The sequence below is a fragment of the Paracoccus sp. MC1854 genome, assembly GCF_014164635.1.
Classification (GTDB): domain Bacteria; phylum Pseudomonadota; class Alphaproteobacteria; order Rhodobacterales; family Rhodobacteraceae; genus Paracoccus.
In genome coordinates this window covers 34,834-59,105 of sequence record NZ_JACJFU010000008.1, presented here as the reverse complement: position 1 = coordinate 59,105, position 24,272 = coordinate 34,834, and the positions used below count along the sequence as shown (strand labels likewise).

22 protein-coding genes are annotated in these 24,272 nt (G+C 68.2%); 15 read left to right on the top strand and 7 right to left on the bottom strand.

Annotated features, from left to right (window positions below):
* Positions 1 to 93: 93 nt before the first annotated feature.
* Positions 94 to 798, bottom strand: a complete 705-nt coding sequence (locus H5395_RS08820) for a response regulator (protein WP_182792203.1) — start codon at positions 796 to 798, stop codon at positions 94 to 96.
* Complete coding sequence (locus H5395_RS08815; protein ID WP_182792202.1) at positions 795 to 1,340, bottom strand: MarR family winged helix-turn-helix transcriptional regulator; 546 nt, start codon at positions 1,338 to 1,340, stop codon at positions 795 to 797. The genes H5395_RS08820 and H5395_RS08815 overlap by 4 nt, the downstream gene beginning before the upstream one ends.
* Before the next feature lie 161 nt (positions 1,341 to 1,501).
* On the opposite strand from H5395_RS08815, the gene H5395_RS08810 reads away from it, so the two are divergent.
* From H5395_RS08810 to H5395_RS08800, 3 genes are all read left to right on the top strand, one after another.
* A complete protein-coding gene (locus H5395_RS08810) occupies positions 1,502 to 2,374 on the top strand; it encodes a branched-chain amino acid aminotransferase (protein ID WP_182792292.1) in 873 nt (290 codons plus the stop codon).
* 182 nt (positions 2,375 to 2,556) lie between these two features.
* Positions 2,557 to 4,155 (top strand): peptide chain release factor 3, encoded by a 1,599-nt coding sequence (locus H5395_RS08805; protein WP_182792201.1) that lies wholly within the window; start codon positions 2,557 to 2,559, stop codon positions 4,153 to 4,155.
* Positions 4,155 to 4,871 carry a hypothetical protein gene (locus H5395_RS08800; protein WP_182792200.1) on the top strand — a complete coding sequence of 239 codons (717 nt, stop codon included), beginning with the start codon at positions 4,155 to 4,157 and terminating at the stop codon, positions 4,869 to 4,871. The genes H5395_RS08805 and H5395_RS08800 overlap by 1 nt, the downstream gene beginning before the upstream one ends.
* A 3-nt stretch (positions 4,872 to 4,874) precedes the next feature.
* Here the strand turns inward: H5395_RS08800 and H5395_RS08795 are convergent, their stop codons facing one another.
* Positions 4,875 to 5,294: an OsmC family peroxiredoxin gene (locus tag H5395_RS08795; RefSeq protein ID WP_305798480.1), complete on the bottom strand. Its 420-nt coding sequence runs from the start codon at positions 5,292 to 5,294 to the stop codon at positions 4,875 to 4,877.
* Positions 5,295 to 5,401: 107 nt separating this feature from the next.
* On the opposite strand from H5395_RS08795, the gene H5395_RS19455 reads away from it, so the two are divergent.
* A complete protein-coding gene (locus tag H5395_RS19455) occupies positions 5,402 to 6,286 on the top strand; it encodes a DMT family transporter (RefSeq protein ID WP_182792198.1) in 885 nt (294 codons plus the stop codon).
* Positions 6,287 to 6,289: 3 nt separating this feature from the next.
* Here the strand turns inward: H5395_RS19455 and H5395_RS08785 are convergent, their stop codons facing one another.
* Positions 6,290 to 7,450 (bottom strand): deoxyguanosinetriphosphate triphosphohydrolase, encoded by a 1,161-nt coding sequence (locus tag H5395_RS08785; protein WP_182792291.1) that lies wholly within the window; start codon positions 7,448 to 7,450, stop codon positions 6,290 to 6,292.
* An 81-nt stretch (positions 7,451 to 7,531) separates the two neighbouring features.
* Here H5395_RS08785 and H5395_RS08780 point away from each other — a divergent pair, with 81 nt between their 5' ends.
* Positions 7,532 to 7,855 carry an iron-sulfur cluster assembly accessory protein gene (locus tag H5395_RS08780; protein ID WP_182792197.1) on the top strand — a complete coding sequence of 108 codons (324 nt, stop codon included), beginning with the start codon at positions 7,532 to 7,534 and terminating at the stop codon, positions 7,853 to 7,855.
* Between the two features lie 6 nt (positions 7,856 to 7,861).
* Positions 7,862 to 9,133 carry a hemolysin family protein gene (locus tag H5395_RS08775; protein WP_182792196.1) on the top strand — a complete coding sequence of 424 codons (1,272 nt, stop codon included), beginning with the start codon at positions 7,862 to 7,864 and terminating at the stop codon, positions 9,131 to 9,133.
* A gap of 15 nt (positions 9,134 to 9,148) precedes the next feature.
* Here the strand turns inward: H5395_RS08775 and H5395_RS08770 are convergent, their stop codons facing one another.
* A complete protein-coding gene (locus H5395_RS08770) occupies positions 9,149 to 9,652 on the bottom strand; it encodes a DUF421 domain-containing protein (RefSeq protein WP_182792195.1) in 504 nt (167 codons plus the stop codon).
* A 103-nt stretch (positions 9,653 to 9,755) separates the two neighbouring features.
* Here H5395_RS08770 and xth point away from each other — a divergent pair, with 103 nt between their 5' ends.
* The 6 genes from xth (at position 9,756) to glmM (ending at position 17,173) form a co-directional block, all read left to right on the top strand.
* Positions 9,756 to 10,544 (top strand): exodeoxyribonuclease III, encoded by a 789-nt coding sequence (gene xth / locus H5395_RS08765; protein ID WP_182792194.1) that lies wholly within the window; start codon positions 9,756 to 9,758, stop codon positions 10,542 to 10,544.
* 55 nt (positions 10,545 to 10,599) lie between these two features.
* Entirely contained in the window at positions 10,600 to 13,197 is a 2,598-nt protein-coding gene (locus H5395_RS08760) for a putative PEP-binding protein (protein ID WP_182792193.1), read from the top strand.
* Positions 13,198 to 13,388: 191 nt separating this feature from the next.
* On the top strand, positions 13,389 to 13,928 hold the full coding sequence (locus H5395_RS08755; protein ID WP_182792192.1) for a cell wall hydrolase: 540 nt from the start codon (positions 13,389 to 13,391) through the stop codon (positions 13,926 to 13,928).
* A 67-nt stretch (positions 13,929 to 13,995) separates the two neighbouring features.
* Positions 13,996 to 14,781 carry a dihydroneopterin aldolase gene (locus H5395_RS08750; protein ID WP_182792191.1) on the top strand — a complete coding sequence of 262 codons (786 nt, stop codon included), beginning with the start codon at positions 13,996 to 13,998 and terminating at the stop codon, positions 14,779 to 14,781.
* Between the two features lie 56 nt (positions 14,782 to 14,837).
* The gene (gene folP, locus H5395_RS08745) at positions 14,838 to 15,827 is read left to right on the top strand and encodes a dihydropteroate synthase (protein WP_182792190.1); all 990 of its coding nucleotides are present in this window, start codon (positions 14,838 to 14,840) and stop codon (positions 15,825 to 15,827) included.
* Positions 15,824 to 17,173, top strand: a complete 1,350-nt coding sequence (gene glmM / locus H5395_RS08740) for a phosphoglucosamine mutase (RefSeq protein ID WP_182792189.1) — start codon at positions 15,824 to 15,826, stop codon at positions 17,171 to 17,173. The genes folP and glmM overlap by 4 nt, the downstream gene beginning before the upstream one ends.
* 173 nt (positions 17,174 to 17,346) lie before the next feature.
* Here the strand turns inward: glmM and H5395_RS08735 are convergent, their stop codons facing one another.
* Both H5395_RS08735 and dksA read right to left on the bottom strand, forming a co-directional pair.
* A complete protein-coding gene (locus H5395_RS08735) occupies positions 17,347 to 18,480 on the bottom strand; it encodes an FAD-dependent monooxygenase (protein ID WP_182792188.1) in 1,134 nt (377 codons plus the stop codon).
* A gap of 61 nt (positions 18,481 to 18,541) precedes the next feature.
* Entirely contained in the window at positions 18,542 to 18,964 is a 423-nt protein-coding gene (gene dksA / locus H5395_RS08730; RefSeq protein ID WP_182792187.1) for an RNA polymerase-binding protein DksA, read from the bottom strand.
* A gap of 166 nt (positions 18,965 to 19,130) precedes the next feature.
* On the opposite strand from dksA, the gene H5395_RS08725 reads away from it, so the two are divergent.
* The 3 genes from H5395_RS08725 to H5395_RS08715 all read left to right on the top strand — a co-directional run bounded on the left by H5395_RS08725 (position 19,131) and on the right by H5395_RS08715 (position 24,218).
* Positions 19,131 to 19,970 (top strand): MoxR family ATPase, encoded by an 840-nt coding sequence (locus H5395_RS08725; RefSeq protein WP_182792186.1) that lies wholly within the window; start codon positions 19,131 to 19,133, stop codon positions 19,968 to 19,970.
* A gap of 31 nt (positions 19,971 to 20,001) precedes the next feature.
* Positions 20,002 to 21,150: a GNAT family N-acetyltransferase gene (locus H5395_RS08720; protein ID WP_182792185.1), complete on the top strand. Its 1,149-nt coding sequence runs from the start codon at positions 20,002 to 20,004 to the stop codon at positions 21,148 to 21,150.
* A 92-nt stretch (positions 21,151 to 21,242) separates the two neighbouring features.
* Positions 21,243 to 24,218: a calcium-binding protein gene (locus H5395_RS08715; RefSeq protein WP_255440576.1), complete on the top strand. Its 2,976-nt coding sequence runs from the start codon at positions 21,243 to 21,245 to the stop codon at positions 24,216 to 24,218.
* Positions 24,219 to 24,272 lie beyond the last annotated feature (54 nt).

Genomic DNA, 24,272 nt, shown 5'->3' with positions numbered 1-24,272 from the left:
TGATGGGTCCGATGGACTGTTTTCAGCAAGCCGGGGGCACAGCCCGGGGGAAGGAATCCCCCCCCGCTGCGACGGCGACGCAGGCATCCGGGTTCAATCCGGCACCAGCATGTAGCCCGCGCCGCGCACGGTCTGCAGGTAGCGCGGCTCGCGCGGGTCAGGCTCGATCTTGCGGCGCAGGCGGGTGATCTGCACGTCGATGGCGCGGTCCGAGTTCTCGCCCGCGTCGTCCGGCTCGCGGCCCAGTTCCTCGATCAGCGTGGGGCGGTCCACGGCCTCGCCCGGCGTTTCGGCCAGACGCCGCATCAGGGTCTGCTCGCTGCCGGTCAGGTGGATGGGCGTGTCGCCGCTCCACAACTCGCCCTTGGCGGTGTCGAAGCGCATGGGGCCGAGCGTCAGGAACTTGGGACCCCGGTTCTCGACCGCAGGCATCCGGCGCAGGATGGCGGCGATCCGCAGCAGAAGCTCGCGCGGCTCGAAGGGCTTGGGCAGGTAGTCGTCCGCCCCGGATTCCAGTCCCGCGATCCGGTCGTCGGTGTCGCCCTTGGCGGTCAGCAGCAGGACCGGGGTCTGGCTGTGGCGGCGCAGCGATCGGGTGAGCGTGATCCCGTCCTCGCCCGGCATCATCACGTCCAGCACGATCAGGTCGAACTCCAGCCCTGCCAGCAGGCGGCGGGCCTGTGCGGCGTCCTTGGCAGTCGTGACGTAATAGCCGTTGCGCACGAGGAAGCGGCGCAGCAGCGTGCGGATGCGTTCGTCGTCATCGACGATCAGAAGGTGAGCGTCGGGATTGCTCATCCCGTGGCCCCCGTGCGGCGGGGAACGAGGCGCTGTTCCGGCGCTTCGCGCAAGGCGCGGAACTGGCCCAGCATCTCGCCGTCCATCATCGCCTCCAGCACCTGCCGGAAACCGGCGACCGCCTGCGGCCCGGCGGCGCGATAGGCGGCGCGGACGCGGGCGCGCTGCGCCTCGGAGAGCCGCCGTTCCAGCGCCGTGCCCTTCTCGGTCAGGTAAAGCTGGCGCTCGCGCCGGTCGCGGCGGCCGATGCGGCTGTCCACCAGCCCGTCCTCGATCAGCGTCCGCAGCACGCGGTTCAGGGATTGCTTGGTCACGCCCAGCACTGCCAGCAGCGAGGTAACGGTCAGGCCCGGATCGCGGGTAATGAAGTGCAGCGCCCTATGGTGGGCGCGGCCATAGCCGATTTCTTCAAGGATCAGGTCGGGGTCCGAGGTGAAGGCGCGATAGGCGAAATACATCGCCTCGATGCCACGCCGGATCTGGTCGTCGGTCAGGAACAGCAGGCTTTCGCCGCCGGGAATGGGATGGGGGTCGCTTCTCATTCCGGGTTGCCGCATCCTTGTTGCCGAGGGTTGGGCCAAGGATAGGGCAGTGTTGTTGACTTTCCAAGAATCAATCTCTACCCCTTGCATCTGACGCAACTTTTTGCCCTTCGCGGCAGGGTCGCGCGAAACATTCGCAAATCACGAGGCTCATGGGGATCATGGCAGGCAGCTACGAAGACCGCGACGGCAAGATCTGGATGGACGGAGAACTGGTCGACTGGCGCGATGCCAAGGTCCATGTCCTGACCCATGCGCTGCACTATGCCAGCGCCGTCTTCGAGGGCGAGCGCTGCTATGACGGCAAGATCTTCAAGTCGCGACAGCATTCCGAGCGCCTGCTGAAGTCGGGCGAGTTGATCGACATGGACATCCCCTGGACGCCCGAGCAGATCTGCGAGGCCAAGCGCGCGGTGCTTGAGGCCAACGGCTTCACCAACGCCTATGTCCGGGCGCTGGCCTTCCGCGGCGCCGGGCCCGACATGGGGGTGGCCGCCAGCCATAACCCGGTGCGGCTGGCCATCTGCACCTGGGAATGGGGCAGCTATTACGGCGACGCCAAGTGGCAGGGCGCGAAGCTCGACATCTCGAAGTGGAAGCGGCCGAGCCCCGAGACGATCCCGGCGGCGGCCAAGGCGGCGGGGCTTTACATGATCTGCACCATGTCCAAGCACGCGGCCGAGAAGAAGGGCTGCTCGGATTCGCTGTTCATGGACTATCGCGGCTATGTGGCCGAGGCGACCGGGGCCAACGTCTTCTTCGTGCGTGATGGGGAGATCCACACGCCGCTGGCCGACGCCTTTCTGAACGGCATCACGCGGCAGACCGTGATCCAGATGTGCAAGGATCAGGGGATGGCCGTGCACGAGCGCCACATCCTGCCCGAAGAAGTGGAGAGCTTTCAGGAATGCTTTCTGACCGGCTCGGCCGCAGAGGTCACGCCTGTCGCCCAGATCGGCGAGAACTGGCATTTCCAGGTGGGGCCGACGACGCGGAAGATCGCCGAAAGCTACGAGGCGCTGGTGCGGGCCTGACCGCTGGGCCGGGGCGCTGCCCCGCTCGCCACTGCCATGGCCTTCCTTGCTGAAAACAGTCCACTGGACTGTCCTCCGGGCGCTCGGAAGCCCGGGATATTTGAGAACCGTCCGAAGAGTCATGTGGCTTTCGGGCGGTTCGGTCCGTTGCGGGGCGCGGCGTTGAAGGTTACATGCCGCCCATGCTGGACAATCGCCCCCAACTGCCGCCCGAAATCGCCCGCCGCCGGACCTTCGCGATCATCGCGCATCCGGACGCCGGCAAGACCACGCTGACCGAGAAGTTCCTGCTGTTCGGGGGCGCGATCCAGATGGCGGGCCAGGTCCGCGCCAAGGGCGAGGCGCGGCGCACGCGGTCCGACTTCATGAAGATGGAGCAGGACCGGGGGATTTCCGTCAGCGCATCCGCCATGTCCTTCGACTTCGGGCCTTACCGCTTCAACCTCGTGGACACGCCCGGCCACTCGGACTTTTCCGAGGACACCTATCGCACCCTGACCGCAGTGGACGCCGCGATCATGGTGATCGACGGGGCCAAGGGCGTCGAAAGCCAGACCCGGAAGCTGTTCGAGGTCTGCCGGATGCGCGACCTGCCGATCCTGACCTTCTGCAACAAGATGGACCGGGAAAGCCGCGACACCTTCGAGATCATCGACGAGATCCAGGAAAACCTCGCCATCGACGTGGCCCCGGCAAACTGGCCCATCGGCTCGGGCCGCGATTTTCTGGGCACCTATGACCTGCTGCACGACCGGCTGGAGCTGATGGACCGCGCCGACCGCAACCGCGTGGCGGAATCGATCCGCCTCACTGGTCTCGACGACCCGAGGCTGGCCGAGCACATCCCCGCCGACCTGCTGGAAAAGCTGCGGGAAGAGGTCGAGATGGCGCGCGAACTGCTGCCTACCTTCGACCGCAAGCCCTTCCTCGAAGGCCATATGACCCCGATCTGGTTCGGCAGCGCCATCAACAGCTTCGGTGTCAAGGAACTGATGCTGGGCATCGGCGAGTTCGGGCCGCAGCCCCAGCCGCAGAACGCCGCCGAGCGCGAGATCGCGCCCGAGGAAGGCGATGTCACCGGCTTCGTCTTCAAGGTGCAGGCCAACATGGACCCCAAGCACCGGGACCGGGTGGCTTTCGTGCGCCTCGCCTCGGGGCATTTCGAGCGCGGGATGAAGCTGCTGCACGTCCGGTCGAAGAAGCCGATGGCGGTGTCGAACCCGGTCCTGTTCCTCGCCGCCGATCGGGAACTGGCCGAGGAGGCTTGGGCCGGCGACATCATCGGCATCCCCAACCACGGCCAGCTTCGCATCGGCGACGCGCTGACGGAAGGTGAGGCGCTGCGCTTCACCGGCATCCCGTCCTTCGCGCCGGAACTGCTGCAGACGGTGCGCGCGGGAGATCCGATGAAGGCCAAGCATCTGGAAAAGGCGCTGATGCAGTTCGCCGAGGAGGGTGCTGCCAAGGTCTTCAAGCCGATGATCGGCTCGGGCTTCATCGTGGGCGTGGTCGGCGCGCTGCAGTTCGACGTGCTGGCGAGCCGGATCGAGCAGGAATACAGCCTGCCGGTGCGGTTCGAGGCCTCGCAGTTCACCTCGGCCCGCTGGCTGTCCGGCCCGAAAGAGGCGGTCGAGAAGTTCGCGCAGACGAACAAGCAGCACATGGCGACGGACAACGACGGCGATGTGGTGTATCTGACCCGGCTGCAGTGGGACATCGACCGGGTCGTGCGGGATCATCCTGAATTGAAGCTGACGGCGACGAAGGAAATGATGGTGTAATGCAAGAGAGGTATCTGGGCGATAGTCACGATTTCGTCAAATACTCGCTTCTCAGATTTCTTGGTTCTCAAATGGGCTTGGGAATCGGGATCAATTGGTATCTCACTTGCCCGGATGCGCTCTCGATTGCCGCAGAGGCTGGGCATGGAGAGAAGCGCCAGCATCTCTCAGGGCAGGATTGGTCGTGGGACGACGACCTCAAAGCCCGGTTGGCGGTTTTTGGGGCATCCGAATGCCGAAGCTTCGAAACGCTAGCGGACAGTGGCGCACTTCCTACCGGAACGATGCTTTTCGACGATCCTGTTCCGTCGATTGAACTCAGACCTGAGTGGAACGCGCAGGCGCTCGAACGGCTGCGTGAGGCCAATCTGGTGTTTCTTGACCCGGATGTTGGATTGGAAGTCCAGTCCATGACCGCTGCAACGTCAAAAAGATATGCTTTCTTCCGCGAGGTTGCCGCTTATCGGAGTGCCGGGAAGATCGCGGTGACGATCCAGTTTGCTCGACAGTGTGATCCGATAAAACGGGCGCAGGCAGTGAGAGCACGGCTTGCCATGACATTCCCGGAGGACGAGTGCCTTCCCGTCCTCCGGGCGCGGACCAGCCCCAACGTGCTGTTCATTTTTTCCGCGCCAGTCTCACTACAAGATCAGCTAAGCCAAGCTGTTCATGCTTTCGCGGCCCAAGGTCCGGCGAAACTGGAAATCATCTCCTGACCCTCAACCCACCGTCAGGTCCATCGTCACTTCCGCATTCAGCACCTTGCTGACCGGGCAGCCTGACTTTGCCGCCTCGGCCGCCTGCCGGATCGCGGCCTCGTCGCCTTGGCCCGAAACATGGGCCGTCAAGTGCGCCTTGGTGATGGCGAAGCCGTCGCCCTGCTTCTCGATCGTCACGGCGGACGAGCTTTCGATCCGCGCGTCCTTCACCCCCGCATTTTCCAGTTGCCCCGACAGCGCCATGCTGAAGCAGGCGGCGTGGGCGGCGCCGATCAGTTCCTCGGGGTTGGTGCCGGGCTGGCCCTCGAAGCGGGTGTTGAAGCCATAGGCCAGACCCGACAGCGCGCCGGATTCGGTCGAGACCTCGCCCTTGCCGTCCTTGATGCCGCCTTGCCAGCGGGCCGAGCCGGTTTTGGTGATCGCCATGTCGCCTCTCCTGAGTTGGTTCGCCCCCCAACGCGGGGGACGTTGCCGAGGTTCAATCCGGGCGCTAGCAGGGACGCAAACGGGCAGGGGACGGGCGACAGGTGCCGATACACGAGCTTGCGGCACTCGGCGCGGCGGTCTGCTGGGCGCTGACCGGGCTTCTGGCCGCGCGGCCGGTGGCCGAGGTCGGGCCATTCGCCTTCAACCTCTACCGGCAGTGCTTTGTCACGTTGGTGCTGGCGGCGCTGGTGCTTGTCTCGGGCGCATGGCGGGGCACCGATCCCGCCTTGCTGCCGGTGCTGGCGCTGTCGGGATTCGTCGGCGTCTTCATGGGCGACACGGTGCTGTTCTTCGCCCTGCGCAGGCTGGGGCCGCGCCGCACGGGGGCGCTGTTTGCAATGAACGCGCCGATGGCGGCGCTGCTTGGCTGGCTGGTTCTTGGGGAAACGCTGGCGCCGCAGGGTGTGGCTGGGGTGGTGCTGTGCGCCACGGGCGTCGCGATCTGCGTGCTGGGGCGGGCGCCGACAAATCATCTGGAACGGGTGCATGGCCCGATCTGGCAGGGCGTGGCGCTGGGCCTGCTGGCGGCGCTGGGGCAGGCGTCGGGGTCGCTGATCGCGCGGCCGGCGATGGCGACGGGGCTTGATCCGATGGTGGCCTCGCTGGTGCGGGTGATGGTGGGTGCGTTGTGCTTGGGAACGCTGTCGCGGCTGCCGCTGGGTGCGGCGCGGCCTCTGGGGCGGCTGTCGGGCAGGGGTGCGGCGCAGATCGTGGCCTCGGGGCTGCTGGCGATGGTGGTGGGCATGACGCTGCTGCTGTTCGCGCTGCAAGGGGGCAAGGTGGGGATCGTGTCCACCCTGTGGGCGCTGTCGCCGGTGCTGATCCTGCCGGTGCTGTGGATCGTCACCGGCGAGCGCCCGCCTGCCGCCAGTTGGGCCGGGGCGCTGGTCGCTGTCACGGGGATGGCGCTGATCTTCCTGCGCTGAGGTTCAGCCCTGTCCGCCCGTGAGCCGCCGCCATTCCGCAATGGCGAAGCGGTCGGTCATCCCGGCGATGTAGTCCAGCACCACGCGGGCGCAGGCGGTGCGGTCGCCCGCGCCCAGCGCCTCGGCCTGCCAGTCCCCGGGCATCAGGCGGGGGTCGTCCAGCATCATCGGGAAGATCGCGTTCAGGATGACGGTGACCCGGGCGCGTTCCTCCATCACCGAGGGCGCGCGATACATCCGCTGGAACAGGAACTGCTTGATCGCCTTGAGGCTCTGATACAGCGGCTTGGAAAAGCGGATGATCGGACCGTCCATGGCGCGGATCGCCTCGGCGCTTTGCGGCTGGGCGGCCTCGATCCGGCCCTGGGCCACGGCGATCACGTCCTCAACCATGACGCCGAAGACGCGGCGCAGGGCCTCGTGCCGGCGGCGCATCGTTTCAAGGCCGGGATGGCGGCGGTCCACCTCGGCGAAGGCGGGACCGATCAGCGGCAGTTCCATCAGGTCGGCCTCGGTGAATAGGCCCGAGCGTAGCCCGTCATGCAGGTCGTGGTGGTTGTAGGCCACGTCATCGGCCACGGCCGCAACCTGCGCCTCGGCGCTGGCAAAGGTGGACAGGCGCAGGTCCCAGGCCGCGTTCACCTCGGCCAGCGCCCAGGGGTAGGGGGCGGCCACGGGACCGTTGTGCTTGGCGATGCCCTCCAGCGTCTCCCATGTCAGGTTCAGCCCGTCGAAGCCCGCGTAATGGCGTTCGAGCCGCGTCACGATCCGCAGCGCCTGCGCGTTGTGGTCGAAGCCGCCATAGGGGGCCATCAGGGCGGCCAGCGCATCCTCTCCGGTATGGCCGAAGGGAGGGTGCCCCAGGTCATGGGCCAGCGCCACCGCCTCGGCGAGGTCGGTGTTCAGGCCCAGCGCGGCGGCGATGGTGCGGGCGACCTGCGCCACCTCGATCGTGTGGGTCAGGCGGGTGCGGTAATAATCGCCGCGGTATTCGTCGCCGTCATGTTCCACGAAAACCTGGGTCTTGTGCTTGAGCCGCCGGAAGGCCGAGGAATGGATGATGCGGTCGCGGTCGCGCTGCCACGGGCTGCGGAAGGTGGACAGTTCCTCGGGGTAAAGACGGCCGCGGCTTTCTTCCGGCTGGCAGGCATAGGGTGCAGGCAGGACGGCGACCATCGGGCTTCCTTGCAGCAAGGCACCCGCGACCCTATAGTCTGTAAAACCTCAACGAAACGGGAACGCCCCATGAACCTGCCACCGATGGTCACGCCCCGCGCCTTCGCGCGGCTGGCAGAGATCAACGCAGGCGGACCGGGGCCGGCGCTGCGGGTCGCCGTCCTGGGCGGCGGCTGCTCTGGCTTTCAGTACGACATCCGCATGGATGAACCGGCCTCGGACGATCTTATCCTTGAAGCCGAGGGCCAGCGCGTGGTCGTCGATCCGGTCTCGCTGCCCTTCCTTGCCGGCGCCCGGATCGACTGGTCGGACGAGCTGATCGGCGCACACTTCACGATCGATAACCCGAACGCCAGTTCCTCCTGCGGCTGCGGCACGTCCTTTTCGATCTGACGCCCCATGTTCTTTGAAATCCTGCTGATCGTCGCCCTCACCATCGTGAACGGCCTGTTGTCGATGTCCGAACTGGCGGTGGTGTCCTCGCGTCCCGCCCGGCTGACCAGCATGGCCGAAAAGGGCGACAGCGGCGCGCAGGCGGCGCTGGACCTGCTGGAACAGCCGGGCAAGTTCCTGTCGGCCGTGCAGATCGGGATCACTCTTGTCGGCGTCCTGCTGGGCGCCGTGTCCGGGGCCACGCTGGGCGCCCGCGCAGGCGCGGCGCTGGTGTCGGCGGGCGTGCCCTACGGCGTTGCGCAATCGCTGGGCGTGTTTTTGGTCGTCGCCGCCATCACCGCGCTGTCGGTGATCATCGGCGAGCTTGTGCCCAAGCAGATCGCCATGGCGAACCCCGAACGCATCGCCGCCCGCGTTGCCCCGGCCATGCGGATGGTGGCAAAGATCGGGACGCCGCTGGTCTGGTTTCTGGATGCGGCGGCGCGGCTCGTGCTGCGGCTGATCGGCATTGGCGGCAGTTCGGACCGGGCGATCACCGACGAGGAAGTCCGCATGACCATCGCCGAAGCGACGCAGGCGGGCGTCCTGATGGAAGGCGAACGCGGCATGATCGCAGGCGTCATGCGCGTCGCCGATCGATCCGCCGCCGCCATGATGACGCCCCGCCGGGATGTCGAAATGATCGATGTGAACGACCCGCCCGAGGTTGTGATGGAAAAGGCCCGCGCCGCCCGCTTCTCGCGCCTGCCGATAACCGAAGGCTCGGACGACGAGATTCTGGGCGTCGTGGCGCTGCGCGACCTGCTCGGGGTCGAAAGCCCCGACCTGCGGGCGCTGATGCGCGAGGCGCCGACGGTTCTGGACGCCGCCGACGCCCTGTCGGTGATCGAGGTGATGCGCGTCACCCCTTCGCGCATGGTGCTGGTTTATGACGAATACGGGCATTTCCAGGGCATCATCACCGCCATGGACCTGCTGGAGGCGATCACCGGCGACTTCGCCGCCGCCGAGGGCGACGAGCCCGACATGGTGCGCCGCGCGGACGGGTCCTGGCTGGTGTCGGGCGGCGAAAGCGCCGACGAATTCGCGGGCGAGACGGGCTTTCCCGCGCCCGACGGCGATTTCAACACCGTGGCGGGCATGGTGCTGGCGCTCATCAACCGCATCCCCCGCACCGGCGAGGTGTTCCAGCACGAGGGCTGGACCTTCGAGGTCGCGGACATGGACGCCATGCGGATCGACAAGCTGATCGTCACGCCCCCGGTCGCGGTCGAGTAGCCGCGAGGCCGCCTGTCAGGCGCGGCTTTCACTGTCCTCGGCCTCTCCTCCGCCCTCGCCGCCTTTCGTCACCACGCTGAGCCGTCCGTCGCCCTCGACATGGGCGCTGATGACCTGCGAGATGTCGCCCACGCCGTTCAGGCGCAGGTGGCCCATCAGTTCTTCGGGCGTGATCAGTTCCTTGCGCAGGTTGCGCGGGATCGTCTTGCCGTCCCTGATGATCTGCAGGGGCGAATGTTCCGCGACCCGCTCGAACCAGGGGAAGTGAAAGGACAGCCGGTTCGTCAGGTAGTTCAGCGCGATCAGCGTGAAGATCATCACCGAGCCGTCCGCCAGCGAGGTGTAGTCCCCCAGCGAATGGGCCGCGGCCTCGGTGACCAGCAGCAGGAACACGAGATCCATGGGCGCAAGCTCGCCCCCCGTGCGGCGGGGCAGCAGCCGGAACAGGGTCATGAACAGGATGAACAGGAAAGCACCCCGCGCGATCAGTTCAAGGATGGGGGTTTCAAGCTGGAACATGGCCTTGATCCTCTGCTAGTTCAGCATGTTCAATCCTCGCCGGCGCGGCCGGTTCCTGCGCCTCGCCTTGCCCCGGCTGCGGTCCCGCCCTAGGGTCGCGCCCATGAAGATCGCCAGTTTCAACGTCAACGGGATCAAGGCGCGGTTGCACCAGCTTGTGGCCTGGCTGCCCGAGGCGCAGCCCGATGTCGTGGTGCTGCAGGAAATCAAGTCGGTGGACGAGGGCTTCCCGGCCGAGATCATCGAGGACCTGGGCTGGCGCGTCTGGACCCACGGCCAGAAAAGCTGGAATGGCGTTGCCGTCCTGTCGCGCCTGCCCGTCGAAGAGGTCCGGCGCGGCCTGCCCGGCGACGAGACGGACGAACAGGCCCGCTGGATCGAGGCCGTGGTGATGGGCGATCATCACGCCGTCACCGTGGCGGGGCTGTATCTGCCGAATGGCAACCCCGTGCCGGGGCCGAAATACGACTACAAGCTGGCATGGATGGAACGGCTGCGCCTGCGCGCGGCCGAGCTGCTGGCGGGTGAAACCCCGGTGGTGATGCTGGGCGACTACAACGTCATCCCGGAACCCCGCGACGCCGCCAGGCCCGAGGCTTGGGTGGACGACGCGCTGTTCCTGCCCGAAACCCGCGCGGCCTACCGCCGGATCGTCAACCAGGGCTGGACCGACGCGATCCGCATCACGGACCCCCATGCCACCCGCGGCCCCTTTACCTTCTGGGATTACCAGCGCCAGTCTTGGGAACGCGACAACGGCATCCGCATCGACCACCTGCTGCTGTCGCCGCAGGCGGCCGACCTAATGCGGGGGGCAGGCATCGATCGCGACCAGCGCGCGGGCGACAAGCCCAGCGACCACGTTCCCGTCTGGGTCGAGCTTTCCGCCTGAAGCCGCCGCGTTCTCTCTTGCCCGCGGAACCGGGCCGGGCTTAGGGTGCCGGGCCATGGACCAGCCCAGCGACACGACCATCACCGAAATCACCTCCTCTGCGCGGGTCGAGACCGCCCTGCACGGCTGGCGCGCCAAGTGCCTGCAACGGCTGATCCGCATGGACCTGCCGGTGCCGCGCAGCTTCGCCATTCCCGTCGCCGCCGTCCGCGCCATCGCCGCGGGCCGTCCGCTGCCCGGCGCCGATCTCGGGCGGCTGATCGGTTGCACCGGGGGGTTGCTGGGGGTGCGGCCCTCGGCGCTGGACCCGGAATGGGGCGGGCCACGATCGGTCCTGAACGTCGGCATGAACGCTGCCCGCCATGCCGAGCTGACCCGGAGGCTTGGTGTCGAGGCGGCGGACGCGCTGTATCGCGGCTTCGTGCAGGCCTATGCGATCCATGTCGCCCGGCTCGACCCCGACATGTTCAGCGATTCGACCGCGACCCTGGCCGAGGCGCTGGACAACTACCAGGACGAGACCGACGAGGAGTTCCCGCAGGACCCCGAGCGGCAACTGGTCGAGGTGCTGCGGTCCATGGCGCGCGCATGGGAAGGCCCGACAGCGCGGCTGCTGCGGCAGGCCAAGGGCGCCCCTGCGGATGCGCCACTGGGCCTGGTCGTGCAGGACATGGCGCTGGCCATGGGGCCGGGCGTCACCGGCTCGGGCACCATCCAGTTCATCGACAGCGTGACCGGCACGCCGCGGATCACCGGGCGCTTCCGCGGCCAGACGCAGGGCCGGGCGCAACGCCACGACGCCGAGTCGATCTACCTGACCCGCGACCCGCGCGGCCCCTCGCTGGAGGAGGCCGCGCCCGAGGTCTTCGCCGACCTCGTCCGCTTCGGCGTCGCCGCCCGTGAGCGGCTGCGCGAAGAAATGCAGATCGAGTTCGTCGTGGCCGACAGCCGCTTGTCGCTGATCGACGCGGTGCGGGTGCAGCGGTCCTCGCGCGCGGCGGTGCGGATCGCGGTGGGGCTTGCCCTTGACGGCATCATCCCGCCGGAACAGGCGTTGATGCGGGTTCAGCCCCGGGCGCTGACCGACCTGCTGCACCACCAGGTCGATCCCCGCGCGCCCCGCGACGTCATCACCGGCGGCATGGCCGCCAGCCCCGGCGCCGCGACCGGCCGCATCGTATTCACTGCCGCCGCCGCCCAGGCCGCAGCGGCGCGGGGTGAATCCTGCGTGCTGGTCCGCCGCGAGACGCTGCCCGAGGATATCCGGGGGATGCACGCCTCGGTCGCGGTGCTGACGGAACGCGGCGGCATGTCCAGCCACGCCGCCGTCATCGCGCGGGGGCTGGGGCTGCCCTGCATCGTCGGCGCATCCGGCATCCATATCGACGTGCGCGGGCGGGTGATGCGCGTGGGCGAGCGCAGCTTCCGCGAAGGCGAGCAGATCACCGTGGACGGCACCTCGGGCGAGATCCTCGCAGGCGCCGCCGCCATGCTGGAACCGGCGCTGGACGACAGCTTCAACCAGTTGCTGGAATGGGCCGACGCCGCCCGCACGATGGGCGTGCGTGCCAATGCCGACACGCCGCAGGACGCGACCTGCGCCCGCCGCTTCGGCGCCCAGGGCATCGGCCTTTGCCGCACCGAACACATGTTCTTCGACGACGCCCGCCTGCCCGCAATGCGCGAGATGATCTTCGCCGACCGGGCCGAGGACCGCCGCCTCGCGCTTGACCGCCTGCTGCCGATGCAGCGGGGCGATTTCACCACCCTGTTCCGCATCATGGACGGCTATCCCGTCACCATCCGCCTGTTCGACCCGCCCCTGCACGAGTTCCTGCCCCATGACCGGGAGGGGATGCGCGAACTGGCCGAATCGCTGGACCTGCCGCTGTCGGACGTGGTCCGCCGGGTCGAGGCGCTGACCGAATACAACCCCATGCTGGGGATGCGCGGGGTGCGGCTGGGCATCACCGTCCCCGAGATCTACGAGATGCAGGCCCGGGCCATCTTCGAGGCCGCGGTCGAGGTCGGCCGCGACGGCCACAGCGTCGTGCCCGAGATCATGATCCCGCTGGTCAGTGCCATGCGCGAGGTCGAGATGGTCCGCCACCGGATCGAGGGCATCGCCGCCGCCGTCCGCGCCGAAAGCCGCGCCGAGTTCACCTATCGCCTTGGCGTTATGGTGGAAACGCCGCGCGCCGCCTTGCGGGCGGGCGACATAGCCGAACATTGCGCCTTTCTGTCCTTCGGCACGAACGACCTGACCCAGATGACCTATGGCCTGTCGCGCGACGACGCTGCCCGCTTCATGGGCAGCTATGTCGCGCAAGGGGTCTATGCCGAGGACCCCTTTCATATCCTCGACCAGGACGGCGTGGGCGAACTTGTCCTGATCGGCGCCCAGCGGGCGCGGGCGCACAAGGCGGGCATCACCGTCGCCATGTGCGGCGAGCACGCCGGAAATCCCGAATCCATCGCCTTCTGCCAGCGCGCGGGGCTGGATTACGTCAGTTGCTCGCCCTTCAGGGTGCCGGTCGCGCGGCTGGCCGCAGCGCAAGAGGCCGTTCTCTGCCGATTGGCCGAAACAGCGCGCGATGATTCGGACCTGGAACTGATCGCCGGTTCCTTCGAAGGTCGGACAAGGTTCCGCTGAACGCCGATTTTCGCCGAAGCGCGCCAACTCGCTCGGCGGGTTCTTGCCCGAATTGTCTGTTCTGGCTGCGGTTCCCTACCTCACGGTTTCTTTGACTGGCGCAGTCTGTCGCAAGCCGCGCATGTCCCCTTCCAGCAACCGCGACGACTGGCCAAGGCCCTTCGCGGCACGGAAACGACAGGACGACCTTGATGAGCAAGCTGTTAAAAAGGCTGGCGCAAGTTGCAGTGTGTTTTGCGCTCGCCCTGCCGACCCTTTCTGACGAGGCCTTTGCCCAGAACCCGCGTAGTTCCACCGGCGGACCAGAGCGGGTGATCCAGGCCAAGGCAGGCGGCGCCTCGAACGCGTCGCTGCAATGCCTGACCGAGGCGCTTTACCACGAGGCGCGGGGCGAGTCGGTGAAGGGCCAGCGGGCGGTGGCCGAGGTCATCCTGAACCGTGTCGATCACCCGGCCTTCCCCGGCTCGGTCTGCGGGGTCATCAACCAGCCCAAGCAGTTCAGCTACAAGGGCAAGGTCGGCCGGATGCGCGACCGCGCGGCAGCCCAGCGCGCCCAGAAGATCGCGGGCGAGGCCCTGGCCGGCGCCCCCCGCAGCCTGACCGGGGGTGCCACCTATTTCCACACCACCTATGTCAAGCCGTCCTGGGCCAAGCGCTTTACCCGGACGACCAGGATCGGCGCCCATATCTTCTATCGCCGCGCCGACGGGCAGCGGGTCGCCTCGAACTGACGGGATTTTCGCTGCGGATGGCTGGCCTCGCCCTTGCGGCGGGGCCTTGTTCGTTCCAACAGGGGCCATGAGCATCCCCGACCGCATCCACCTGCGCGACCACGTCGTTGCCGCCGAGATCGGCGCCTTCCAGAGCGAACGCGGCCAGACCCAGCGCCTGCGCTTCGGCATCGAGGTCGCCCTGGCGCAGCCGGTAACGGGCGCAGGGGATCAGGTGGACGCGATCCTCAGCTATGACGTGCTGGTGGCGGCAGTGGCCGATGGGCTGGCCGACCGCCGCTATGACCTGCTGGAAACCCTGGCCGAACGCATCGCCGCGCAGGTGCTGACGCACCCCCGGGCTGCCGAGGTGACGGTCAGGGTCGAAAAGCTGGACCGCGTGCCCGGCGCGCTGGGCGTGACGCTGAGCCGGCGCAAGGGGCAGGTCGAGGTGCGGACCGAGGCCGCGCGCCCGGCCCTGCTGTTCATGGGCCGCCCCGTCGCGCTGGCCGCAGGCCCCTTGGTGGTCGTGCCCGCCGCCCCCCGCCTGCCGCTGCCGCAGGGTGGCGACTCCCGGCGCATCGCCCTGCTGGCGCTGGATCAGGCCGCATGGGCGCTGGCCGGGGAATTGGGGATCAACGTCGCCGACAGCCGGACCGAGATCGACTGGGCGGCGGCGAACGGGATTGCGGTGGTCTGGGCGCCGACGCGGATGGCCGCCGATGAAGCGGTCAGTGCCGAGCCCGAAGCGCTGACCCTGTGGCTCGCCGCCCGGCTGCAGGCGGTGCGCATCGACTGGGCGCTGCCCGAGGGCGCGGCACTGCCGGCCGCTGCGGCGGGCTTCCCCATCCCCTCGACCCGGCTAGGCAGCTGAGCCTTGCAGGACGCCTGCACCCGCGGCATCTAGCAGAGAGGAGCCCCCGTCAGACCATGGCTGCGACCGAATATTTCCGTCCCATCCCCGATCTCGGACCCGGCCGCTGGCGGCTCGCGGGGGGATGGGTGCATTTCTCGTCCTTTGAGCTTCTGACCCGCGGCGGCGTGCCCCGGATCGTCACGCAAGCACCGCCCGAGGTCATCGCGGCCTTGACCGCCCCGCGCCCGCCCGTGCTGGGCCTTGCGATGGACGCGCCGCGCATCATGGGCATCGTCAACGTGACCCCCGACAGCTTTTCGGACGGCGGTCGCTGGAATGCGGATGGCGGCATCGCCCATGGTCGCGGACTGGCGGCCGAGGGGGCGCATATCCTCGACATCGGCGGCGAATCGACCCGGCCCGGATCACAGGCGGTGTCTGTGTCCGACGAGATCGCCCGCATCCACCCTGCGGTCCGGGCGCTGTCGGGCGAGGTTCCGGTTTCGTTGGACACCCGCAAGGCCGCAGTGGCGCGCGAGGGCGTCGGGGCGGGCGCGGGGGTGGTGAACGACGTCTCGGGTCTTGACTTCGACCCCGGCATGGCAGCGGTCGTGGCGGAAACCGGCGCGGCTCTCTGCCTGATGCACGCGCAGGGCGTTCCCGAGACGATGCAGGACGATCCGCGCTATGACGACGTGCTGCTGGATGTCCATGACGCGCTGGCGCTGCGGATCGCGCGGGCCGAGGCGGCGGGCATTCCGCGCGACCGGATCGTGATCGACCCCGGCATCGGCTTCGGCAAGACGCAGGAACATAACCTTGCCATCCTGCGCCGGATATCGCTTTACCATGGGCTCGGGGTGCCGGTGCTGCTGGGGGCCTCGCGCAAGCGGTTCGTCGGCGCGCTCGGCGGTGCCGGAGAGGCTGCGGCCCGCGACCCCGGATCCCTTGCCGTGACGCTGGCGGCGGTGCAGCAGGGCATCCAGATCCACCGGGTCCATGACGTGGCCGGGACCAGACAAGGGCTTGCCCTGTGGCAGGCGATAACGAGGGCAGAGGCATGAGCAGAAAGCTTTTCGGCACCGACGGGGTGCGCGGGCGCGCGAACAGCCATCCGATGACCGCCGAGATGGCGTTGCGCCTCGGCGCGGCGGCGGGGCGCTACTTCCGCAGCGAGAACGGCAGCAACGGGCACCGGGTCGTGATCGGCAAGGATACCCGGCTGTCGGGCTACATGCTGGAAAACGCGCTGACGGCGGGTCTGACCAGCACGGGCATGAACGTGCTGCTGCTGGGGCCGGTGCCGACGCCCGCGGTGGGCTATCTCACGCGGTCGATGCGGGCCGATCTGGGCATCATGATCTCGGCCAGCCACAATCCGGCCGATGACAACGGCATCAAGTTCTTCGGCCCCGACGGCTTCAAGCTGTCCGACGAGGCCGAGCTTGAGATCGAGGCGATCCTCGCCGCTGAGATCCCGCTGGCCGCGCCCGCCAAGATCGGGCGGGCCAGGCGGATTGACGACGGTCGCGGGCGCTATGTCGAATACGCCAAGACCACCTTCCCGCAGGGCCAGCGGCTGGACGGGCTGAAGGTGGTGATCGACTGCGCGAACGGCGCGGCCTATCGCGCTGCCCCAGAGGTGCTGTGGGAACTTGGCGCCGAGGTGATTCCGCTGGGGGTGGACCCGGACGGCTTCAACATCAACGATGGCGTGGGCTCCACCCACCCGCAGGCCGCGGCGGCGGCGGTGCTGGAGCATGGCGGGCATCTGGGCATCAGCCTCGACGGTGACGCGGACCGGGTGATGATCATCGACGAAACCGGCGCGGTGGCCGACGGCGACCAGATCATGGCGCTGCTGGCCAGCCGCTGGGCTGACGCGGGCAGGCTGCGCGGGGGGGCGCTGGTCGCCACGGTAATGTCGAACCTCGGGTTGGAGCGTTTTCTGACGGGCCGCGGGTTGCGGCTGGAGCGCACGGCTGTCGGCGACCGCTATGTGGTGGAACGGATGCGCGGCGCGGGCTTCAACCTCGGCGGCGAGCAGTCGGGCCATATCGTGATGACCGACTATGCCACGACCGGGGACGGCCTGATCGCCGGGCTGCAGTTCCTCGCGGCGCTGTCCGACAGCGGCAGGCCGGCCAGCGATCTGGTGCGCCAGTTCGACCCCGTGCCGCAGATGCTGAAGAACGTGCGCTACAAGGCCGGGGCCGATCCCCTGTCGGCCGAGGCGGTCCGCGCCGAGATCGCCAGCGCCGAGGCGCGGCTGGCGCAGTCGGGCCGCGTCCTGATCCGCAAGTCCGGCACCGAGCCCCTCATCCGCGTCATGGCCGAGGCCGAGGACGAGGCCGTGCTGCGCGAGGTCGTGGAGGGCATCGTCGCGGCAGTCGAGAAGGCGGCGGCCTGAGCGGAGACGCCGGACCGGGGCGCTGCCCGGTCCGGCCTGCCGGCCCCTTTTCGCCGGAAAACGGGCCACTGGACTCATCCGGCGGAAAAGCGGCCATGACGGCGGTTTTCTGATCCATCCCCTGTTCGGGCGGCTCGATGCCCGGGATGCCGGGCAAAGAAGAAGCCCGCCGGTCAGCCTGTCGCGGTAGGGTCGTGGTCATAGACCCAAGCGAAGCGCTCGAACACCGCTCTTGGCGCGAGGCGATTGGCGAGCCGCAGCGCCGTGTGACCCGCAAGGCGCTTTGGCCCGGACAGGTGATAGTTCCGGGCATTCGCCGTGGCCGCCGCGACGATCCGGGCGCAGCGGTCGCGCCGCCGCGCCTGATAGCGGGCCAAGGCGCGAGGCTGGTCGGGATCGGCGTCGAGGCAAGCGGCCAGCACCCAGGCATCCTCGATCGCCATGCAGGCCCCTTGGGCGAGAAAGGGCAGGGTGGGATGCGCCGCGTCCCCCAGGATCGCGCGGCTGTCGTCGTGCCAGCGGGGCGCGACCTCGTGCCGGAACAGTCCCCAGAGGCCGGTTTCCGTGACCTGCGCCAGCCAGCCCGGAACCGGGCCGCCGAAGCCCGCATAGGCAAGGCGCAGGTTCCGGGGATCATCCGTCTGCGACCAGCCTTCGCCGGTCCAGTCGGGGCGCTCGATCACGGCCACGATGTTGCGCAGGCCGAAGCCCAGCGGATAACTGACCAGATGCCGTCCCGACCCCATGAAGACCTGCGACACCGGGCGGGCGTCATCTTCCGCGGGGATGATCGCCCGCCAAGCGGTCTGGCCGGTGAAAAAGGGCGTCTCGGACCCGTTCAGCGCCACCCGGACGCGGCTGTGCAAGCCGTCCGCGCCGATCACGAGGGGCGCCTCGGGCAATGTCTCGACGGGCGAGCCGAGACGGATCTCGACGCCCGCCGTGCGAGCCGCGTCCTCAAGGACCTGCAGCAGACGGGCGCGGTGGACGGTGCGGAAGCTCGTCTGCGGACGGAGGCGGATAAAGTCCATGGCAAGGACCAGAGCGCCAGTATCGTCGCGCAACTCGACCCCGTGAGAGGGGGCCGAGGCAGCGTGAAAAGCCTTTCTCAGCCCCAGCGCGTCCAGCACGCGGCCGGCATTGGGGCTGACCTGGATGCCCGCGCCGACCTCGCGATAAGCCCCGGCGCGTTCATGGACGGTGACGCGGGCACCTCTCTGCGCCAAGGCCAGCGCGGCGGTCAGCCCGCCGATGCCACCGCCGATGATGATGGCCGCACGTCCTTGCAGCGCCCCGATGCCTGCCATTTTCCCGCCCTTCTGTTCCGGGCCGCAGCCGTAAGCAAGGGGCCGCGGACAGGCGATGCGGTCAGTCGTCCCGGTGGACGCGCTCGCGCCGTTCGTGCTTTTCCTGCGCTTCCAGCGTCATGGTGGCGATGGGGCGAGCGTCCAGGCGGCGCAGGCTGATCGGCTCGCCGGTCATCTCGCAATAGCCGAACTCGCCCGTCTCGATCCGGCGCAGGGCGGCGTCGATCTTGCTGACCAGCTTGCGCTGGCGGTCGCGGGTGCGCAGCTCGATCGCGCGGTCGGTTTCCTCGGATGCGCGGTCGGCGATGTCGGGGACATTGCGGCCGCTGTCCTTCATCCCTTCCAGCGTTTCGGCGGACTGGTCCAGAAGCTCCTGCTTCCAGGCCAGCAGCTTGCGGCGGAAATATTCAAGCTGGCGTTCATTCATGAAGGGCTCGTCCTCGGCGGGACGATATTCTTCGGGAAGGAAAGTCTGGCGCTTCATGGCTCCTCCGAAGGCGGGACCGAGGGCGGTGCCCGTTCCTTTGGCGCCCCCTTAAAGGATGAGGCGCAGGAAGGAAATAGTCGCGTGACGCCGGGGCCGAACTTGCCCGTGAGCGGCCCGCGGCCTAGTGTCCGCTGGTTCGCCCGCCTGCCAGAAGGACCGATCCATGCAGTTCCGTTCCACCGAAAGCTATGTGGCGCCCCCCGACCTCGCACTGGCGGTGAATGCCGCCGTGACGCTGGAACGCCCGCTGCTGGTCAAGGGAGAGCCGGGGACCGGCAAGACCGAACTCGCGCGGCAGGTCGCTGCAAGCCTCGGCCTGCCAATCATCGAATGGAACGTGAAGTCCACCACCAAGGCCCAGCAGGGGCTCTACGAATACGACGCCGTCAGCCGCTTGCGCGACAGCCAGTTGGGCGAGGAACGCGTCCACGATGTTTCCAACTACATCCGCCGCGGCAAGCTGTGGCAGGCCTTCGACGCGCCGGGCAAGGTCGTCCTGCTGATCGACGAGATCGACAAGGCCGACATCGAGTTCCCGAACGACCTTCTGCAGGAACTCGACCGGATGGAGTTCCACGTCTACGAGACCGGCGAGACGGTGGTAGCGCGGCACCGGCCGGTTGTCATCATCACCTCGAACAACGAGAAGGAGCTGCCCGACGCCTTCCTGCGCCGCTGCTTCTTCCATTACATCCGCTTCCCCGATGCCGAGACCCTGAAGCAGATCGTGGGGGTCCATTATCCAGGGCTGAAACAGCGCCTGCTGGACGAGGCGCTGCACCAGTTCTTCGAATTGCGCGAGGCGCCGGGGCTGAAGAAGAAGCCCTCGACCAGCGAGTTCCTTGACTGGCTCAAGCTGATCCTCGCCGAGGACCTGTCGCCCGAGGATCTCAAGCGTCCTCCGAACGAGATGCTGCCCAGGCTGCATGGCGCGCTGCTGAAGAACGAGCAGGACGTGGCGCTGTTCGAGCGGCTGGCCTTCATGGCGCGCCGGCAGCGTTGAAACCGTCTGGCTCCGGCTTATCTTCCCGGACATGGCCGAACTGACCATTTCCATCCTGCATGGCGTGGATGCGCTGGACGCCGCCGCGTGGGACACCTGCGGTGCGGGCGGCGATCCCTTCACCAGCCACCGCTTCCTGCTGGCGCTGGAGCAGTCGAAGTCGGTGGGCAAGGGGACGGGCTGGCACCCCTCGCATCTGGTGGCCCGGATCGGGAACAAGGTGGTGGGCGTTGCGCCGCTTTACCTCAAGACCCACAGCCAGGGCGAATACATCTTCGACCATGCCTGGGCGGATGCCTGGCGGCGGGCAGGCGGGCAGTATTACCCCAAGCTGCAATGCGCCGTGCCCTTCACTCCCGCCACGGGGCCGCGTCTGATTGCGGATGACCCGCAGGTGCAGGCGGGCTTGCTGGCGGCGATGACGCAGGTGGCGACGCGGGCCGACCTGTCCTCGGCCCATGTCACCTTCTGCACCGAGGCCGAGCGGGCCTTGGGCGAGGCGCAGGGCTGGCTGGGCCGCACCACGACGCAGTATCACTGGCTCAATGACGGCTACGGCAGCTACGAGGACTTCCTTGCCGCCCTGTCCAGCCGCAAGCGCAAGGCGCTGCGGAAGGAACGCGAGCGCGCCAATGCCTTCGGCGGCCGCATCCTCGCGCTGACCGGCGACGAGTTGCGGCCGGAACATTGGGACGCGATGTGGACCTTCTACCAGGACACCGGCGGGCGGAAGTGGGGCCGGCCCTACCTGACGCGGGCCTTCTTCGACCTGCTGCACCAGACCATGCGCGACGACTGCCTGCTGTTTCTGGCCGAACGGGACGGCCGCCCCGTCGCGGGGGCGCTGAACCTGATCGGGCGCGAGACGCTGTTCGGCCGCTACTGGGGCTGCACCGAGGAGCATCCCTTCCTGCATTTCGAACTGTGCTACCACCGCGCCATCGACTGGGCGATCGAACACGGGCTTTCCCGCGTCGAGGCGGGCGCGCAGGGTGAACACAAGCTCGCCCGCGGCTACATGCCGGCCGAGACGCATTCCATCCACTGGGTCGCCGACGCGGGCTTCCGCCGGGCGCTTGCCGGATACCTCGCGCAAGAGACCGAGGCGGTCGGCGATGACATGGCCGAAACCGCCGCCTTCGGCCCCTATCGGCGGGGCGATGGTTCAAATGCCACCTAAAGCCTCGGGCCGGAAGGGCCGGATTCTTACCGATTGTTAAGGGCTGGAACCCACCCTGACGCCTGCGATCATCGCAAGCGGCGGCAGGGCGGATGGCCAGATTTCGGTATGTCACCACGGTAACCCAGGGCTTTGTGCGAAGCCTGACCGACCTGACCCTGGGTCGGGTGGGCGAGCGCACGGTTCTGGTCGGCACGACCCATGCGGGCGGGGGCGTCTCGATCTGGGACGTGGCGGCGGCGGACAAGCTGGCCCGCGTCATCGCCTCGTATGACTACCAGCGCCGGCTTTCCCATCTGGCCGAGCCGCAGGCGATCCTGCTCGACCGCCCCGGCGGCGTGTCGCTGCTGATGGGAGGGCTGCGCGGCGGAGCGGACGCGGTCAGCCGGATCGGGGCGGATGGCAGGCGCGGCGCCCGCGACAGCGGGATCGAGGGGGCGGCGCTGCCCTCGGACCTGCTGCACGCGGGCAGCTTCACGCTGGCCGGCGGGCAGGCGGTGATCTACGCCGCCCGCCACGACCAGCCGGTCTTCGGCCTGTGGCGCCAGCGCCCCGACGGGCGGATCGAGCAGGCGGGCACCTCGGCCGTCCCGCCCAAGCTGCCCCCCGACGCCCAGATCGACGCCCTGGTGCCGCTGAGGCTCGGGGGGGTAGACCTGCTTGTCGCCGTTTCGACGCGCGGCAACTTCGTCTCGTCCCATGTCGTTCTGCCCGACGGCAGGCTGGCGCCGGGCGAGTTCTTGGGCGCCACTCGCGGCACCGGCTTCAACGGCCCGCGCGACATCGTGGCGCTTGAGGTCGACGGGCGGCATTATCTGGTCGTCAGTTCCGCCTACAGTTCCTCGCTGACCACCGTGCGGATCGTCGCCGGGGGCGGGCTGGTCCCGGTCGATCACGTCATCGACGAACGCACCACCCGTTTTCAGAAAGCCACGGTGATGGAGGGGGTGACGATCGACGGCCGCGCCTTTGTCGTGGTGGGCGGCGCGGATGATGGCCTGAGCCTGTTCACCCTGACCCCCGACGGGCGGCTGATCCACCTCGACACCATCGCCGACGATGCGCGGTGGGCGCTGAGTGATGTCTCGGCGCTGGCGGTGCGGGTGATGGGCGGCAGGATCGTCGTCTTCGCGGGGTCCGAGGTGGAAAGGGGCGTCAGCCAGTTCGTCATTGATCCCGGCCGGATCGGCCAGACCCGCCAGGTCGGGAACGGCGCCCACAGGGGCACGGACGCGAACGATCTGCTCCAGGCTGGGATGAACACCACCCGGATCGAGGGCGGCGCTGGCGACGACATCCTGATCGCCGGGTCCCGCACCATCGACCTTTACGGCGGGGCGGGGGCCGACCTGTTCATCCCGATGCGGGTCGCGGGACGCATCACCATCCGCGACTTCCAGCCGGGCCTCGACCGGATCGACATGTCGATGCTGGGCATGATCCGCTCGGTCTCGCAGCTCAAGTTCATCCCGCAGAGCTGGGGGGTCAGGATCCGCTTCGGCGACACCACGATCGAGGTCCGCACCCAGAACGGCCGCCCGCTGAGCGCGGGCGATTTCGACAACGGGATGTTTCCCGTCGCCCATTACCAGCCGCCCGACGTGCGCTCGACCGTTCTGGGCACGGCCAAGGGGGATCTGCTCAGGGCAGGACGCGGCGGCTCGCTGGTTTACGGCTATGGCGGCAACGACACGATCCTCGGCAGCGATCTCGAGGATTTCCTGCAGGGCGGCATGGGCAATGACAGCATTGTCGGCCAGGACGGCGAGGACACCGTATGGGGAGGCGCGGGCAATGATTCGATCCGTGGGGGGGGTGGCAACGATCTCGTGCTTGCCGGGGACGGGGACGACAGCGTGACCGGACAGGACGGAGACGACCTGATCGGTGGGGAAACCGGCAACGACCGGATTCAGGGCGGCGCCGGGAACGACCGGCTGAACGGCGGCGCGGGCAACGATCACCTGTCCGGCGGCGCGGGCAACGACCGCATCTTCGGCATGGCCGGCAATGACACCCTGCTGGGGGATGCGGGCGACGACCTGATGCTGGACGTGAGCGGCGACAACCTGCTGGTCGACCTGCTGGGCAACAACATGATGTTCGCCGGCGGGGGCAACGACCGGATGCAGGCCGGGCCGGGGAACGACACCCTGCGGCCCGGCGCCGGCAATGATTCCGTGACCGCAGGGGCTGGGCGCGACAACGTCAATGCCGGTCCGGGGGACGATACCGTTCTGGGCGAGGATGGCGACGACCTGCTGCTGGGCGCGGCGGGGCGCGACGTGATCCATGGCGGCAACGGCAACGACACGATCTTCGGGGGCGACCATGACGACCGGCTGTTCGGGGACGACGGCAATGATTTCCTGATCGGCGAAGGCGGCAACGACAGCATGACCGGCGGTCGGGGCAACGACACCCTGCGCGGGAATGTCGGCCACGACAGCATGCATGGCGGTGATGGCGCCGACCGCCTGATCGGAGGGATGGGCAACGACAGCCTTTACGGCGAGGCGGGCAATGACCTGATGCTGGGCGAAGCCGGCGCCGATCTCATGATGGGGGGCGAGGGGAACGACACCATCGACGGCAGTTGGGACGACGACCAGCTTTTCGGCGACGGCGGCGACGATCTGCTGCTGGGCGGGCACGGCGCCGACCGGCTGGCGGGGGGGCAGGGCAGCGACACGCTGAAGGGCGGCGCCGGCAACGATGTCCTGACCGGCGGGAATGGCGCGGATGTCCTGCAGGGAGACGACGGGCTTGACCTCATGACCGGAGGGGCGGGTGCCGACGTGTTCATCTTCGATCCCGTGGATTCGCCGCCGGGGACCGAGGACGTGATCGCTGATTTCTCGCCGGGCGTGGACCGCATCGACCTTTCGGCCCTCAGGGTCGCGCCGGTCGGCGGCGCGCCCTTCAGCCGCGGCGACAAGGAACTGCGCTGGTTCATCCATGCCGACACCGTCCGCATCGAGGCCGATACAGACAGTGACGGCAGCGCCGATTTCGCGCTTGTCCTGCAGGGGGCGCTTGCCATCGGCGATACGGACTTCATCCTGTAGGCGCTCTGGACCTCGGACACGGCTTTGCCTAGCCTCGCCCGCACCCACGAGGAC

What these genes read in the sequence shown, in the direction of transcription:
- H5395_RS08820 (WP_182792203.1), bottom strand. Translation starts at nt 798, where the DNA reads ATGAGCAATCCCGACGCTCACCTTCTGATCGTCGATGACGACGAACGC.
- H5395_RS08815 (WP_182792202.1), bottom strand. Translation starts at nt 1,340, where the DNA reads ATGAGAAGCGACCCCCATCCCATTCCCGGCGGCGAAAGCCTGCTGTTC.
- H5395_RS08810 (WP_182792292.1), top strand. Translation starts at nt 1,502, where the DNA reads ATGGCAGGCAGCTACGAAGACCGCGACGGCAAGATCTGGATGGACGGA.
- H5395_RS08805 (WP_182792201.1), top strand. Translation starts at nt 2,557, where the DNA reads ATGCTGGACAATCGCCCCCAACTGCCGCCCGAAATCGCCCGCCGCCGG.
- H5395_RS08800 (WP_182792200.1), top strand. Translation starts at nt 4,155, where the DNA reads ATGCAAGAGAGGTATCTGGGCGATAGTCACGATTTCGTCAAATACTCG.
- H5395_RS08780 (WP_182792197.1), top strand. Translation starts at nt 7,532, where the DNA reads ATGAACCTGCCACCGATGGTCACGCCCCGCGCCTTCGCGCGGCTGGCA.
- H5395_RS08775 (WP_182792196.1), top strand. Translation starts at nt 7,862, where the DNA reads ATGTTCTTTGAAATCCTGCTGATCGTCGCCCTCACCATCGTGAACGGC.
- H5395_RS08770 (WP_182792195.1), bottom strand. Translation starts at nt 9,652, where the DNA reads ATGTTCCAGCTTGAAACCCCCATCCTTGAACTGATCGCGCGGGGTGCT.
- xth (WP_182792194.1), top strand. Translation starts at nt 9,756, where the DNA reads ATGAAGATCGCCAGTTTCAACGTCAACGGGATCAAGGCGCGGTTGCAC.
- H5395_RS08760 (WP_182792193.1), top strand. Translation starts at nt 10,600, where the DNA reads ATGGACCAGCCCAGCGACACGACCATCACCGAAATCACCTCCTCTGCG.
- H5395_RS08755 (WP_182792192.1), top strand. Translation starts at nt 13,389, where the DNA reads ATGAGCAAGCTGTTAAAAAGGCTGGCGCAAGTTGCAGTGTGTTTTGCG.
- H5395_RS08750 (WP_182792191.1), top strand. Translation starts at nt 13,996, where the DNA reads ATGAGCATCCCCGACCGCATCCACCTGCGCGACCACGTCGTTGCCGCC.
- folP (WP_182792190.1), top strand. Translation starts at nt 14,838, where the DNA reads ATGGCTGCGACCGAATATTTCCGTCCCATCCCCGATCTCGGACCCGGC.
- glmM (WP_182792189.1), top strand. Translation starts at nt 15,824, where the DNA reads ATGAGCAGAAAGCTTTTCGGCACCGACGGGGTGCGCGGGCGCGCGAAC.
- H5395_RS08735 (WP_182792188.1), bottom strand. Translation starts at nt 18,480, where the DNA reads ATGGCAGGCATCGGGGCGCTGCAAGGACGTGCGGCCATCATCATCGGC.
- dksA (WP_182792187.1), bottom strand. Translation starts at nt 18,964, where the DNA reads ATGAAGCGCCAGACTTTCCTTCCCGAAGAATATCGTCCCGCCGAGGAC.
- H5395_RS08725 (WP_182792186.1), top strand. Translation starts at nt 19,131, where the DNA reads ATGCAGTTCCGTTCCACCGAAAGCTATGTGGCGCCCCCCGACCTCGCA.
- H5395_RS08720 (WP_182792185.1), top strand. Translation starts at nt 20,002, where the DNA reads ATGGCCGAACTGACCATTTCCATCCTGCATGGCGTGGATGCGCTGGAC.
- H5395_RS08715 (WP_255440576.1), top strand. Translation starts at nt 21,243, where the DNA reads ATGGCCAGATTTCGGTATGTCACCACGGTAACCCAGGGCTTTGTGCGA.